General features: G+C 59.6%; 13 protein-coding genes. 7 read left to right on the top strand and 6 right to left on the bottom strand.

The features are described from left to right. Positions 1-19: 19 nt before the first annotated feature. From ABD815_RS12070 to ABD815_RS12060, 3 genes are all read left to right on the top strand, one after another. A complete protein-coding gene (locus ABD815_RS12070) occupies positions 20-1429 on the top strand; it encodes a protein adenylyltransferase SelO (protein WP_344847426.1) in 1410 nt (469 codons plus the stop codon). Between the two features lie 84 nt (positions 1430-1513). Continuing rightward, on the top strand, positions 1514-2785 hold the full coding sequence (locus ABD815_RS12065) for a cation:proton antiporter (RefSeq protein ID WP_344847424.1): 1272 nt from the start codon (positions 1514-1516) through the stop codon (positions 2783-2785). Positions 2786-2926: 141 nt separating this feature from the next. After that, positions 2927-3337 (top strand): Fur family transcriptional regulator, encoded by a 411-nt coding sequence (locus ABD815_RS12060; RefSeq protein WP_344847423.1) that lies wholly within the window; start codon positions 2927-2929, stop codon positions 3335-3337. Positions 3338-3344: 7 nt separating this feature from the next. Here ABD815_RS12060 and ABD815_RS12055 read toward each other — a convergent pair whose 3' ends face one another. Continuing rightward, entirely contained in the window at positions 3345-4391 is a 1047-nt protein-coding gene (locus ABD815_RS12055) for a Hint domain-containing protein (RefSeq protein WP_344847422.1), read from the bottom strand. A gap of 345 nt (positions 4392-4736) precedes the next feature. On the opposite strand from ABD815_RS12055, the gene eno reads away from it, so the two are divergent. Continuing rightward, positions 4737-6014: a phosphopyruvate hydratase gene (gene eno, locus ABD815_RS12050; RefSeq protein WP_344847421.1), complete on the top strand. Its 1278-nt coding sequence runs from the start codon at positions 4737-4739 to the stop codon at positions 6012-6014. A gap of 685 nt (positions 6015-6699) precedes the next feature. Next, positions 6700-7125: a cupin domain-containing protein gene (locus tag ABD815_RS12045; protein WP_344847420.1), complete on the top strand. Its 426-nt coding sequence runs from the start codon at positions 6700-6702 to the stop codon at positions 7123-7125. Between the two features lie 22 nt (positions 7126-7147). On the opposite strand, the gene ABD815_RS12040 is transcribed toward ABD815_RS12045, so the two are convergent. Further along, the gene (locus tag ABD815_RS12040) at positions 7148-8230 is read right to left on the bottom strand and encodes an anhydro-N-acetylmuramic acid kinase (protein ID WP_344847419.1); all 1083 of its coding nucleotides are present in this window, start codon (positions 8228-8230) and stop codon (positions 7148-7150) included. A 71-nt stretch (positions 8231-8301) separates the two neighbouring features. Between ABD815_RS12040 and tyrS the strand changes: the two genes are divergently transcribed. Continuing rightward, entirely contained in the window at positions 8302-9555 is a 1254-nt protein-coding gene (tyrS, locus tag ABD815_RS12035) for a tyrosine--tRNA ligase (RefSeq protein ID WP_344847418.1), read from the top strand. Positions 9556-9563: 8 nt separating this feature from the next. On the opposite strand, the gene ABD815_RS12030 is transcribed toward tyrS, so the two are convergent. From ABD815_RS12030 to ABD815_RS12020, 3 genes are all read right to left on the bottom strand, one after another. Beyond that, positions 9564-10397: a universal stress protein gene (locus tag ABD815_RS12030; protein WP_344847417.1), complete on the bottom strand. Its 834-nt coding sequence runs from the start codon at positions 10395-10397 to the stop codon at positions 9564-9566. A gap of 61 nt (positions 10398-10458) precedes the next feature. Next, on the bottom strand, positions 10459-11016 hold the full coding sequence (locus ABD815_RS12025; protein ID WP_344847416.1) for a peptidylprolyl isomerase: 558 nt from the start codon (positions 11014-11016) through the stop codon (positions 10459-10461). Next, positions 11009-11515, bottom strand: coding sequence for a peptidylprolyl isomerase (locus ABD815_RS12020; RefSeq protein WP_344847415.1), 507 nt, complete (start codon positions 11513-11515; stop codon positions 11009-11011). The genes ABD815_RS12025 and ABD815_RS12020 overlap by 8 nt, the downstream gene beginning before the upstream one ends. 145 nt (positions 11516-11660) lie before the next feature. Between ABD815_RS12020 and ABD815_RS12015 the strand changes: the two genes are divergently transcribed. Beyond that, positions 11661-12848 carry a phosphoglycerate kinase gene (locus ABD815_RS12015; RefSeq protein WP_344847414.1) on the top strand — a complete coding sequence of 396 codons (1188 nt, stop codon included), beginning with the start codon at positions 11661-11663 and terminating at the stop codon, positions 12846-12848. Positions 12849-12904: 56 nt separating this feature from the next. Here the strand turns inward: ABD815_RS12015 and ABD815_RS12010 are convergent, their stop codons facing one another. Further along, on the bottom strand, positions 12905-13645 hold the full coding sequence (locus tag ABD815_RS12010) for an SDR family oxidoreductase (protein WP_344847413.1): 741 nt from the start codon (positions 13643-13645) through the stop codon (positions 12905-12907). Positions 13646-13693: the final 48 nt, after the last annotated feature.

The following is a 13693-nucleotide window of genomic DNA, read 5'->3' as shown; positions in this document are numbered from 1 at the left end:
AAGGCCCTATATCGCCGGTATGACCCGTTTTGATAATTCATACGCACGCCTGCCCGATCGGCTGTTCACGCGGCTCACACCAGAGCCCGTGCGCGACCCGCAATTGATCCTTAAAAACGACGCCCTTGCACAAACGCTTGGCGTGGCGGATTGGGACGCGGCACATTTTTCGGGGAATGTGATCCCGGAAGGCGCCGCCCCCCTCGCCCAGGCCTATGCAGGCCATCAATTTGCCGGCTGGGTGCCCCGACTGGGGGACGGGCGCGCCGTTTTGTTGGGCGAGGTGGTCACCGATGCGGGGCGTTTCGACATCCAGCTAAAAGGCGCGGGCCGCACCCCCTACTCGCGCAATGGCGACGGGCGTGCATGGCTCGGGCCTGTGCTACGCGAATATCTGATCTCGGAATTCATGGCCGCCTGCGGCGTGCCCACCACGCGCGCCTTGGCCGCGGTCACGACGGGCGAACGGGTGCAACGCGGGCTCGCCTATCCCGGTGCCATTCTGACGCGCGTCGCAGCGAGCCATATTCGTGTCGGCACTTTTCAATACCTGTTCGCACGCGGTGATCACGAGGGGCTGCGTGCGTTGGCCGACCACACGCGGGCACGCCACTATCCGCAGTCTAAATCGACCCTCGACATGTTCGCGGCCATGGTGCGCCGTCAGGCGGAGTTGATCGCCCGCTGGATGGGCCTAGGCTTTGTCCACGGGGTGATGAACACCGATAACATGGCGGTGAGCGGTGAAACAATCGACTACGGCCCCTGCGCGTTCATCGACCGGTTTTCACGCGGCGCGGTCTATTCGTCAATCGACCGCTACGGCCGCTATGCCTATGACCAACAGGCCTCGATTGCGGCATGGAACCTTTCGGTTCTCGCGCAGAGCCTCTGGCCGCTGATCGAAGAGGAAAGCGAGGATCCCAATGCGGCGCTCGAGCGCCTTAAGGCGCAGATTGAAGGTTTCGACGATATCTACGCGCCCCTCGCGCTGCGTGAAATGCTGCGCAAGATCGGGGTTTCGGACATCGGCGACGCGCAGGGCGATCAGAAGCTCGTCGATGGGCTCCTCGATATGATGGAGGCCCAGGAGGTGGATTTCACCAATGCCTTCTGCGCGCTTATGGATGGCACCGGTAGTGATCTTTTCTCGGGCGCGGCATGGGCCGACTGGGAGGCGCAATGGCAGCTCCGCCTGAGGGGTGAAGACGGTGTCAAAGCCCGCATGGCCGGCGCGAACCCGCGCGTCATCCCGCGCACCCATCAGATCGAGAAAGCCATCGAGGCGGCGGTAACTGGCGACTACGGCCCTGCCCGGCGCCTCGCGCGGGTCCTTGTAACGCCGTTCGATCTGGCAGAGGCGGATCGCGATCTCGCCGCCCCGCCCGCCGCGGGAGAAGAGGTCTTGCAGACTTTCTGCGGCACCTGAGGCGAATTGGCGCGAAACAGACGGTGCTGAGCGGCGCAATTCGCGCTACAGAGGGGTAGCAACTTTCACAAAGCGCCGGGTCCCATGACACTTTTGCAAATCGCCTCCCTCCTCATTGTCCTCGCTGGTGCTTTCGGCGCGATCAACTATCTCTTTTTGAAACTGCCCAGCGCGATCGGCATTCTCGTCGTGTCTTTGGCGGCCTCGTTGATGATCATCGGGCTGGATGCGATTTGGCCTGCGATGAGCGTTGAGGAAACGATCCGCGCGCAGGTGACATCAATCGATTTCTCGGACGCTCTTCTGGAAGGGATGTTGGGGTTGTTGCTCTTTGCAGGCGCGCTGCATGTGAAGATTTCGGACCTGCGTGCCCAGTGGCGGGTCGTGTTCCTGATGGCGACCATGGGCGTGGCTTTGTCCACGACCATCGTGGGTGTCGGCTTTTCATGGCTCACGGGGATGCCGTTCCTGATCGCCCTCACCTTTGGCGCGTTGATTTCCCCCACTGATCCGGTAGCGGTCTTGGGCGTTCTGCGGCAGGCGAACCTGCAAAAATCGCTCGAAACCAAAATCGCAGGCGAAAGCCTGTTCAACGATGGTGTTGGCTATGTCGTCTTTCTCGTTCTCACGGGGCTCGCATTCGGGGCGACGGGGCATGGCGCGGACGGCGGGGCCGATCACGGGACACAGAGCGCGCTTGCCGGTGCGGTCGTTCTTTTCCTCCAGGAAGCTGTGGGCGGGGCCGTTCTCGGGCTGGTGCTGGGCTGGCTCACGTTCCGGGTGATGCGCCGGATTGACGATTATGCGCTGGAGGTGTTGCTCACGCTCGGGTTGGCATTCGGGGGTTACGAACTGGCAGTCGCGCTACATGTGTCCGCCCCCATCATGGCGGTCTGCGCGGGTCTTCTGATCGGTGATGTTGGCGCCAAATTCGGCATGTCCGAGGAAACCCGCGAGTATGTCGACTCGTTTTGGAAAATGATCGACGAAATTCTAAACGCCGTCCTGTTTCTGATGATCGGGTTCGAAGTCTTTGCCGTCGCCTTTGACGGTGCCTCGATCAAGGCCGGTCTGGCCGCTATCGTTCTCGCCCTGTTTGCGCGTTTTGTAGCCGTTGCTGTGCCGGTCGCCCTGCTCAGACCGTTCCGAGGCTTTGCGCGGGGCACCGTGCCCATCATGACATGGGGTGGGCTAAAGGGCGGGATATCTGTCGCGCTGGCACTGTCGCTGCCTGAAGGGGAATGGAAACCCATCATCCTGACGGCGACCTACATTGTGGTGATCTTCTCCATCATCGTTCAGGGGCTCACCGTGACCCGCCTCGCAGAAAAGGTTGGGCGCGAACCCGAACTCTAGGGCGTTTGGTCGCCCTTGCAGGTTTCCCAACTCTCACGACCCCGCGCCCATGGTAGCAAATGCATTTCGGGCCGGGGCAAATCCGGCTGGACCTTCGTCGCGCCTATTCGATACACTCGCGCCATATCGACCGGAGCGAGCATGACCGACACAATACTGTCCCGTTGCGAAGAAAAGGGCCTACGCCTGACCGAACAGCGGCGCGTTATTGCCAGTGTTCTGGAGCAATCGCGCGATCATCCCGATGTCGACGAATTGCACGCCCGCGCCATGGCGCGTGATCCCAAGATTTCATTGGCCACTGTTTACCGCACGGTGAAGCTGTTTGAAGAAGAGGGTATTCTGGAGCGCCATGACTTTGGCTATGGGCGCGCGCGCTACGAAGACGCGGACCGCGCCCATCACGACCACCTGATCGATATCGAATCCGGAAAAGTCATCGAGTTCATTGATCCCGAAATCGAAGAACTGCAAGAACGGATCGCCGCCAAACTCGGCTACGACCTAAAGGGGCACAGGCTGGAACTCTACGGGGTCCGCAAAAAGACGTGACGACCCGTCAGAGTGCGTCCTGCAGCAACGCGATACGTTTATCACCCACACAAGGCCGCGCGGCACGCATGTCACCAACATGATCGGGCAAGTCGCCTAGCAACGCCCGTGTTTCGCGGTAGCTATCCCCCGCCTCACCGGCAATATCCGCGGTCAGAAGGCTCTCGGTCGGGATACCATCGCAGAACAGGACTTCATGGCGGTCCAGCAGCAAGTGGACGTATTCGACATCCGCCAATTCGGGATCGGTGATGATTGTCCGGTCGTTCGTCAGTTTTTTCACCGGCACCAACACCTCGTCCTCGCCGAACAACAATTGAGCCCGCCATCCGTTTACGAGCAGCCGGTGCTGGGGCGAGAACCGCGTGTCGCGATAGGGCTTACCCGTGCCGAAGCTGTGGCGCTTCACGATCACGGGACGAAACTCCGGGTGATGTTCAAGGACCGTGGCGGGCAGTCGGGTACGTCCGATCCACCGGATCGGCTGGGCACCATGGTCAAGTGTCTGCACCATATCGCCGACCTCTAGCGCCTCTACCGGTCGCGCGCCATCGGGCGTCGCGATAAGGCACCCACGTGTAAAACAGGGCGGCGTCGCAAGGTCGGTGTACAGGTATGAGGGGCCTTCATAGTTCCCGATCACTTTGAGCGGGGTGTCAGTGGGAGGGAAGCCGGCCACATCTCCGACAAAGGCCAGACCTTCCACCGTGCTATAGCTCGAGACCCCCGGTTCGTTGACGTTGAAGGCGAGCAGATAATAGGTATTGCCCAGCGGGTCTTCTACCAACAGGCCAAACTCGGCTTCGACACGGAGTCCGTCGGCATAGGCTACACCATCAAATGTCTGCGCGCCGTTCAGAACCTGACTGTCGTCGGAATCGCCAAAGTCACCTTCATTGTCGGTAATATTCGCGATCTGCCATGAATTGGAATTGAGCGTGATGTTTCGCCCAACCAAATGGGATCCGTCGCCCTGCGTAATCCCGGAGAGCTGGGCACCATCGGAAATGGAAATCTGGGACGCGCCCAGCATGAAAATCTCTTCGTCGGCCAAAGGATACTTGTCTTTCCTTAGAAATATGCAGTCATGAGTTCCTGATCCAGATCCGATTAGGCTGTGTCGCTACTTGGTTCGGTATCTGGTGGTGACTCGCGGGGTCCGCATCCGTTTGGCAGATAAAGGTGACAATTTCAGGGTGAAACTTTGCCCGAAATTTCCCCCCAACCGGTTTTCACAGGCAAAACAGGCGGCCACGCGCAGGCGTATTGACCCAAATCAGTTACCGCTAACGGAGATCGTGGGATGATGTTAGCGTGTCGGCAGTTGACCCGACGGGCGGGAGTGCTATCACCGATGCCATTGGCCCGTTACTAGTGAGCGAAACGAGAGGGACACCTTATGAGCACCATCATCGACATCACCGGCCGCGAGATTCTCGACAGCCGCGGCAATCCGACCGTAGAGGTCGACGTCCTGCTTGAAGACGGCACCATGGGCCGCGCTGCAGTCCCATCGGGGGCATCAACCGGCATGCACGAAGCGCACGAACGCCGTGACGGCGACAAAAACCGCTATAAAGGCAAAGGTGTTCTGGACGCCGTTGCTGCGGTGAACGGCGAAATCGCCGAAGCCCTCGTCGGCATGGACTCCACCGAACAAGAAGCGCTCGATGCCATGATGATCGAGCTTGATGGCACCGCGAACAAAGCGCGCCTTGGCGCCAACGCGATCCTTGGTGTGTCACTGGCTGCTGCCAAGGCTGCTGCGGATTACTCCGCCCTGCCCCTCTACCGCTATGTTGGCGGCTCCTCTGCGCGCATTTTGCCTGTGCCGATGATGAACATCATCAATGGCGGCGAACATGCCGACAACCCGATCGACGTTCAGGAATTCATGATCATGCCGGTCAGCGCGGAAAACATCCGTGAAGCTGTGCGCATGGGCGCGGAAGTTTTCCACACCCTGAAAAAAGAACTCTCTGATGCGGGCTACAACACCGGCATTGGTGACGAGGGCGGGTTCGCGCCGAATATTTCCTCGACCCGCGATGCGCTCGATTTCGTGCTCAAGGCGATTGAGAAGGCCGGCTACAAACCCGGCGACGACATGTATCTCGCGCTCGATGCCGCATCGACCGAGTATTACAAAAACGGCAAATACGAGATGAAGGGCGAAGGCCTCTCGCTCAGCTCCGAGGAAAACGTCGACTACCTCGCCAAACTTTGTGGCGACTATCCGATCATCTCCATCGAGGACGGCATGGCCGAGGACGATTGGGACGGATGGAAACTGCTGACCGACAAGCTCGGCGATAAGGTGCAGCTGGTGGGTGACGATCTCTTTGTGACCAACCCCGTTCGTCTCGCAGACGGGATCAAGCGCGGGGTTGCGAACTCCATGCTCGTGAAGGTCAACCAGATCGGGTCGCTTTCGGAAACGCTCAAGGCCGTCGATATGGCCCACCGCGCGCGCTACACCAACGTGATGTCGCACCGCTCCGGCGAAACCGAAGACGCCACGATTGCCGATCTCGCGGTAGCCACCAATTGTGGCCAGATCAAAACAGGCTCTCTTTCGCGCTCCGACCGTTTGGCAAAATACAACCAACTGATCCGGATCGAAGAACAACTCGGCGCGAGTGCCGAATACGCAGGCCGCTCTATCCTCAAAGGATAACGAGAGACCCCAACGACCTTGGAAAGCCCCGCCCGTTTTGGCGGGGCTTTTTCGTAGCCCGGTCTTCGCCTCCCTCGCAGGCACCCACTACAGGAGCAATGGGGTTTCCCCGAATCTCCAGACAGTGACAAAGCGCTTTGGCAAAAACCGCACTCCAGTTGGTAGAAACTTAAGTTGCGATTTTGCACCAACTTCGACGCGAAACCAAACCAAAGGTGGGTGAATCCGGAGGGTATGGATTTGCACACTTTAGTATCTGGCCCCAGCAGAATAACGTTACGTCAAGCGCTCGTTAGACGCGGTTGTCGAAGGTAAATTTGGTTGAAGCGACATGCGTGAGCTTAATCACGCGACTGTTGTGGGGTTGCTTCCTCCGAACCTGAAAGCCGAACTGATCCTGACAGTTCGAGACATCCGGCTGGCGAATTCCATCGCACCTCTCCGTCGCGATGGGTGTGCGGTTTCCCATGGTGGGTTTTGTGCCGGTGTCCCCCGACGCACAACACACTATGAGGATTACGCCGCACATTTGCGCTTTTGCGGTTGCGTGGCCTGTGTTGGACTTGTGAGGGGTGCCAACACTTTCCATGCAACCGCCTTTTTATCCTTGCCGCGCCGAATCCCGCGTGATGCACGGATGGACAGAGCGGTTGTTTCGCGCAAACGGCCCTAAAGGAGACATCAAATGACCACAGCAGCGGACCTGATCCAACGGATGAACCTCGCCCCCCATCCCGAGGGCGGATGGTATCGGCAGACTTGGGAGGACGATGGCACCCCGCGTTCCAGCGGGACCAGTATCTATTTCCTGTTGGGCAGAGGGGAGCGCAGCCATTGGCACCGCGTCGATGCAGTCGAAATCTGGCACTACTACGCAGGCGCGCCGCTGATCCTGTCGATTGCGCAAACGGATACCGGACCGGCGCAGGACCACCGACTAGGACCTGACGTGATGGGGGGCGAGGCACCTCAAGTGATTGTGCCAAAGGACAATTGGCAGGCGGCCGAAACCACGGGGGACTGGACGCTGGTGGGCTGTACTGTATCGCCGGGTTTCCGGTTCGAAGGTTTTGAATTGGCGCCAGACGGTTTTGACATTCCCCGTGGATGACGGGCGTATTGCGCGCGCCAATCTAGGTTGGACGCGACACCCGTCCCCCGCCGATGGCGGCGGACACGCCGGTCGTTGATGGCGCAGATGTCGCGAGGCCGTTCAAAACGCGCGCTGCGAGAAATGCGAACGCCTGCGCCTCCAACATATCCCCGTCGAAACCCAGATCCTCGATAGGTGCCACGTGCAGACCGGTATCCCGCGTCAGCATCGCCATAAGCGTGTCATTGTGACGACCCCCGCCAGTGACATAGAGCGCGCTCGGCTTATGCGGGCAATGATTCAGGCTCGCGGCGACGCTCGCTGACACACAGGCCGTCAACGTGGCAATCGCCCCTGCGTCATCCAACTCCGCGACCGACGCCAAAAGGGCGTGAAAGTCATTTCGATCCAATGACTTGGGCGGCATCTTTGCAAAGAAGGGTGCGGTCAGAAAATCCGCCACAATGTCGGCATTCACCGCGCCCAAGGCGGCGACCGCGCCCCCTTCGTCAAAGGCGCGCCCCATGCGGTCGCGCATCAGGTCGTTGATCGGCGCATTGGCCGGACCGGTATCAAAGGCGAGCAAGGCCGCAGGGTTCACCGGATCAGCGATGCGCGGATCGACATAGGTCATATTACCAACACCGCCGAGGTTCACGATCACGACCGGCGCATCCAACCCCGCAACACGAGCCAGCGCATGGTGGTAAAACGGTGCCAATGGTGCACCCTGCCCGCCCATCTGTACATCAGCGGTGCGAAAGTCCCACACCACCGGCGCGCCGAGCACCTCGGCGAGAATCGAGCCATCCCCGGCCTGATAGGTGCGCCGGTTTGCGGGGTCGTGGGCCAGTGTCTGCCCATGAAACCCGATGAGTTCGTATCCGTCGAGATGGGACAGAGCCTCGGCGTGGGCGGTCTCGATCAGTTCGGTGACTTCAGAGGGCGCGTCCCATGAACCGAGGGCTGCGCGCAGCACGGCCTGTTCTGCCTCGCTATAGGGGCGAAAAACGTGATCTCCCGCTTCGAAAAGCGACACGCCATCGGTGCGGATCATCGCGACATCCACGCCATCCAGCGATGTGCCCGACATGCAGCCCGCAACCCAGATCCCTGCCCCCATAACGCTCTTTCCCTTTGGTGTCCTGACCGATATATCAGGCCGCGCGAAAGCATGGAAAGGATAATGCGTCGATGACCTACCACCCCAAGTCGGACTTTATGTCTGTGATGATCGAGCGTGGCTTCCTTTCCGATTGCACGGATTATCAAGGCCTCGATGAAGCGCTCGCGAAAGGTGTCGTGCCCGCCTACATCGGGTTTGATGCAACCGCCAAATCGCTTCATGTCGGGTCTCTTATCCAGATCATGATGTTGCGCTGGCTGCAAAAGACCGGCCACCAGCCGATCACCCTTATGGGCGGCGGCACCACGAAGGTGGGCGATCCCAGTTTCCGCGCCGACGAACGTCCTTTGCTCACCGGCGACCAGATCGACGACAATATCGCGGGGATCAAAAAGGTCTTTGCCGCCTATATTGACTACGACACCGACGCGCCAAACCGCGCGCTTATGCTCAACAACGCCGAATGGCTTGACGGGTTGAACTACCTCGATTTCCTGCGCGACATCGGGCGGCATTTTTCGGTCAACCGGATGCTGTCGTTCGAGAGTGTGAAGTCGCGCCTTGACCGTGAGCAGTCGCTGTCATTCCTCGAATTCAACTACATGATCCTGCAGGCCTATGATTTCCTCGAGTTGAACCGCCGCTATGGCTGCCTTCTACAGATGGGCGGCTCTGACCAGTGGGGCAATATCGTCAACGGGATCGACCTGACACGGCGGGTGCTCGACCATGAAATCTACGGCCTGACTTCGCCTCTCTTGACGACGTCGGACGGCAAAAAGATGGGCAAATCGCAACAGGGCGCAATCTGGCTCAATGCGGAAATGCTGAGCCCCTATGAGTTCTGGCAATTCTGGCGCAATACAACGGACGCGGACGTGGGGCGGTTCCTGAAGCTCTACACAGAGCTTCCCATCGAGGAATGCGACCGTCTAGGTGCCTTGGAAGGGTCGCAGATCAACGGCGCAAAGATCACTCTCGCCAACGAGGTCACCACGCTCCTGCACGGTGCAGAAGCGGCCGCAGCGGCAGAGGCCACGGCGCGCGAAGTGTTCGAAAAGGGTGGTATGGGGGACGATCTCCCCACGCTCGAACTGACGGCTGCCGAGATCGGCGACGGGATTTCCATCGTCCAACTCTTTGTGCGCTCGGGCCTCGCCGGATCGGGTAAAGACGCCAAGCGCCTCTTCGCCGAGGGGGGTGCCAAGGTGAACGATGCGGCGCATACCGATGCGGGCACTTTGATCAAAGCGAGCGACCTTTCGAGCCCGCTAAAACTGTCCGCGGGCAAGAAACGACACGCCCTCGTCACCTTGGGTTAGGCGCGAGATTACAGCGGGGTCACCAAAATATCGGTGGCGCCGCTTGCCATCAGGTCCACAGCCGTGCTGCCCAATAGAGCACCCGCAAGCCATGAGCGCGCGTGCGATCCGACGCAGACGAGATCGGCATCCCGTTTCTCCGCCACGGCTGCGATCAAAACCGCGCCACCGCCCTCTTTGACAACAGTGTCGACCTTACCGAGGTCATGATCGATCCCGTCAAGGAACTGACCCAAGGCATCGCGCGCCTCGGATTGGTATTTTTCGGTGTCACGTTTGCTCATTTGGCCATGCGCATCAGTGCGCTCGGTGAGGCCTTTGAACGGCACGTGATACCCGTTCACGATCGTGAGTGTGGCGTCAGGCACGAGATCACGCGCAACTTGCAGGGCGCGCGCAGAGCATTTCGAGTAATCCACACCCACCAAAGGACGCGCGTAAGGGCCCATCACAGGGTCCTTGACCATGAGAACGGGGACGTTGCTCTGTTTGGTGATCCGCTCGACCGTGGTGCCGCGAAACAGTTCCGCAAAACCGCGGTGACGGTGGGTTCCGAGCACCAGCAGATCAGCTTTCATCGCGGCAAGCACCTCGCTTATGGTGAGCCAGGCATCGCCAAATTCCACCAAGACCTCGGCCTTAATGTTATCTTTCGCGAGCAAAGAGGTGATCTGTTCCTTCGCACCTTCGGCGATTTCATCCGCCATGGCACTCGGCAAATCGGCGTCCACGACGTGCAGCACACATAGGCTCGCACCGCTCTGGGACGCGAGTTGTGCGGCCCTCTCTATCGCCCGGTCCGATCGTTCTGAAAGATCCGTTGCAACCAGAATAGATTTCATGTCGCCCTCCCTGAAAAAGCTGTTCAGCTCATCTTTAATGTAGGGACGGCGACATGAAAAGTCATGGTGTGACAGTCACATGCGACATCATATCCGGCACGCCGATCACGGCACCGTTTGGCCCGGTCCCGCGTTTGATGGCGTGCACGATGTCCATGCCGGAGGTCACTTTTCCAACGACTGTGTATTGCCCGTCGAGGTGCGGTGCAGGCGCGAACATGATGAAAAACTGGCTGTTCGCGCTATCCGGGCTCTGGCTGCGTGCCATGCCGACTGTGCCCTCGACGAAGGGTGCGTCAGAGAATTCGGCCTTTAGGTCAGGATAGGATGACCCGCCCCGCCCTGCCATCTGCATCGAAAACCCGTCCGCGCCGGACTTGCCAAACTCGACATCGCCGGTTTGCGCCATGAAGCCGTCGATCACGCGATGAAACACCACGCCTTCATAGGCGCCTTCTTCGACGAGTTTGGTGATATGCGCGACATGACCGGGGGCGACATCTTCGAACAAATCGATGTGCACGGTGCCGTTCGCCTCGCCTTCGACCTCAATATCGAGACCGGTGGCGAAAGCGGGCGATGCGGCCAGCGCCGCGATCAGGATGAGAGATTTACGCATCTGCGGCAACCTTCACCGACACCATTTCATCGGGGTACATCGGCGGCTCACCGCGGGTGATCGCATCGACATGTTCCATACCGGAAATCACGCGGCCATAGACCGTGTACTGGCGGTTGAGGAAGTGGTTGTCCGAGAAATTGATGAAGAACTGCGAATTGGCGGAGTTCGGGTTTTGCGAACGTGCCGCACCGATTGTGCCGCGATCGTGGGGGATGCCGGAGAATTCAGCCGCCAGATCAGGCAGCTCAGAGGCACCCGTTCCCGCGCGACGCAGTTCGAACTCTTTGGATTGGTTGCCGAATTGCACGTCGCCTGTCTGCGCCATGAAACCATCGATCACGCGGTGGAAAATCACGTGGTCATAGGCACCTGCGCGGGCAAGCTCTTTCATCCGTGCGCAGTGCTCGGGCGCAATCTCTGGCATAAGCTCGATGACAACCGTGCCATCTTTGAGTTCCAACAGGATCGTGTTTTCGGGGTCTTTGATCTCGGCCATCTCGGGCTCCATTTTTGCAATTTCGCCGCAAGATAGTGCGCGCGCGCGGCAAGGGAAAGGCCCGATCCCCCACGCCATGTTGACGCCGGGGCTGCGGAGGGGCAAACAGGGTGCAACCGCCGCCAGTGATCAAAGGATGTGACCCATGGCCTGGAAAACCCTCGACGATATGGACCTGAACGCAAAGACCGTGTTGACGCGCGTGGATATCAACGTGCCCATGGATGGCGGTCGCGTGACCGATGCCACGCGCATCGAAAGGATCAAACCCACCATCGACGACATCCTCGCCATGGGCGGCAGGCCTGTTCTGATGGCCCACTTTGGCCGCCCGAAAGGTCAGGTCGTGCCCGAGATGTCGCTGTCCCATATCCGCGAAGCGGTTCAGGACGTGCTCGGTGTTCGTGTGAATTTTGCCACCGATTGCATCGGTCTGGCGGCGAAAGAAGCGGTCGCGGCCCTGCCCGATGGCGAGGTTCTCTTGCTAGAGAACACACGTTTTCACGCCGAAGAGGAAAAGAACGACCCTCAATTCGCGGCGGCGCTGGCGGCCCTCGGTGATGTCTACGTCAACGATGCGTTTTCTGCGGCCCACCGCGCGCATGGATCGACCGAGGGCGTGGCGAAACTGCTGCCGAGCTGCGCGGGCCGGCTGATGCAGGCGGAGTTGTCGGCGCTCGAAAAAGCGCTCGCGACGCCCGAGCGTCCGGTGGTCGCCGTTGTGGGGGGCGCGAAAGTGTCCACGAAACTCGACCTGCTCGGCAATCTGGTGCGCAAGGTCGACTACCTCATCATCGGTGGCGGGATGGCCAATACTTTCCTCGCAGCCGAAGGTGTGGATGTCGGCAAATCGCTGTGTGAACACGATCTGGCCGAGACCGCCCGCGAAATCACAAAGAAGGCGGGCGAAGTCGGGTGTGAAATCGTCCTGCCCGTAGATGTCGTGGTTGCACGTGAGTTCAAAGCGGGCGCGGCGAACGAAACCGTGCCGACAACCGAATGCCCCGCAGATGCGATGATCCTTGATGCGGGTCCGAAATCGGTCGTAAAGATTTCGGAAATCTTTGAAAACGCCAAGACATTGATTTGGAATGGTCCGCTCGGGGCATTTGAAATCGAACCCTTCGACATGGCGACCAATGCCGCCGCACGCAAAGCGGCCGAACTCTCGGCCGCAGGGGAACTGATTTCTGTTGCAGGTGGCGGTGACACGGTTTCCGCGCTCAACAAAGCGGGTGCTGCCGATGATTTCACCTATATTTCGACCGCGGGTGGCGCCTTCCTCGAATGGATGGAAGGCAAAGAACTTCCCGGAGTTGCGGCGCTCGGCTGATCTTCACGATCTCTGAAAATTCTGACCCGCGCCCGTTTCAGGCGCGGGTCTTTTATTTACGCAAGCCCGCCATTTGCGCGCAGAATTTGACCGTTTACCCAAGAGGCATCAGGCGAGACGATCATTGCGACAGTGTTGGCGATATCGTCAGGTTCGCCAATGCGCCCTGCGGGGATCATGGACGCCACGCGGTCGAGATCGGCCTGTGATTTACCGGTCAAATAGAGCTCGGTCGCGACCGGCCCCGGGGCGATGCCGTTTACGGTGATACCGCGTGGCCCCAGCTCTTTGGCGAAGATCGGCGTCATGGCATCGACGCCAGCTTTTGCGGCGCAATAGGCCGCGTAGCCGGGAAAATTGACCGCCAGCGCCGTGGTCGAAATGTTCACGATCCGCGCACCGTCCGGCATATGGCGTCCACCCGCACGCAGGCAGTTGAATACGCCTTTGAGGTTGATCGCCACCATCGCATCAAAGGACGCGTCATCTGTGTCGATCAATGGCGCCAGCGACATGATGCCTGCGTTGTTCACCAAGACTTCAGGTGCACCAAAGGCCTGCGCACAGGCATCAAAGAGCGCCTCCACCGCTGAAGGGACACTGACGTCTGCTTGGACGGCAATTGCTTTGCCTCCTGCTTTGACGATTTGCGCGACGAGTGTTTCAGCGGCTCCTTCACTGCCAGCGTAGTTGACGACGACGCCGTAGCCATCGGCGGCCAGCCGGCGCGCGATCGCGGCCCCGATGCCTTTGGAAGCGCCTGTGACGATTGCGGGTTTAAGGGCGGGTGTAGGCATTGAAATCTCCATTCTTGAGGTGCCCCAGAAATAGAGATTTGCGAAATT

This window comes from Celeribacter arenosi (assembly GCF_039539485.1).
Lineage (GTDB): Bacteria > Pseudomonadota > Alphaproteobacteria > Rhodobacterales > Rhodobacteraceae > Celeribacter > Celeribacter arenosi.
This window is presented reverse-complemented; position numbering and strand designations above follow the sequence as displayed.

Excerpts from the sequence above, each read along its gene's own strand:
- ABD815_RS12070 (WP_344847426.1), top strand. The coding sequence starts at position 20 with ATGACCCGTTTTGATAATTCATACGCACGCCTGCCCGATCGGCTGTTC.
- ABD815_RS12065 (WP_344847424.1), top strand. The coding sequence starts at position 1,514 with ATGACACTTTTGCAAATCGCCTCCCTCCTCATTGTCCTCGCTGGTGCT.
- ABD815_RS12060 (WP_344847423.1), top strand. The coding sequence starts at position 2,927 with ATGACCGACACAATACTGTCCCGTTGCGAAGAAAAGGGCCTACGCCTG.
- eno (WP_344847421.1), top strand. The coding sequence starts at position 4,737 with ATGAGCACCATCATCGACATCACCGGCCGCGAGATTCTCGACAGCCGC.
- ABD815_RS12045 (WP_344847420.1), top strand. The coding sequence starts at position 6,700 with ATGACCACAGCAGCGGACCTGATCCAACGGATGAACCTCGCCCCCCAT.
- ABD815_RS12040 (WP_344847419.1), bottom strand. The coding sequence starts at position 8,230 with ATGGGGGCAGGGATCTGGGTTGCGGGCTGCATGTCGGGCACATCGCTG.
- tyrS (WP_344847418.1), top strand. The coding sequence starts at position 8,302 with ATGACCTACCACCCCAAGTCGGACTTTATGTCTGTGATGATCGAGCGT.
- ABD815_RS12030 (WP_344847417.1), bottom strand. The coding sequence starts at position 10,397 with ATGAAATCTATTCTGGTTGCAACGGATCTTTCAGAACGATCGGACCGG.
- ABD815_RS12025 (WP_344847416.1), bottom strand. The coding sequence starts at position 11,016 with ATGCGTAAATCTCTCATCCTGATCGCGGCGCTGGCCGCATCGCCCGCT.
- ABD815_RS12020 (WP_344847415.1), bottom strand. The coding sequence starts at position 11,515 with ATGGCCGAGATCAAAGACCCCGAAAACACGATCCTGTTGGAACTCAAA.
- ABD815_RS12015 (WP_344847414.1), top strand. The coding sequence starts at position 11,661 with ATGGCCTGGAAAACCCTCGACGATATGGACCTGAACGCAAAGACCGTG.
- ABD815_RS12010 (WP_344847413.1), bottom strand. The coding sequence starts at position 13,645 with ATGCCTACACCCGCCCTTAAACCCGCAATCGTCACAGGCGCTTCCAAA.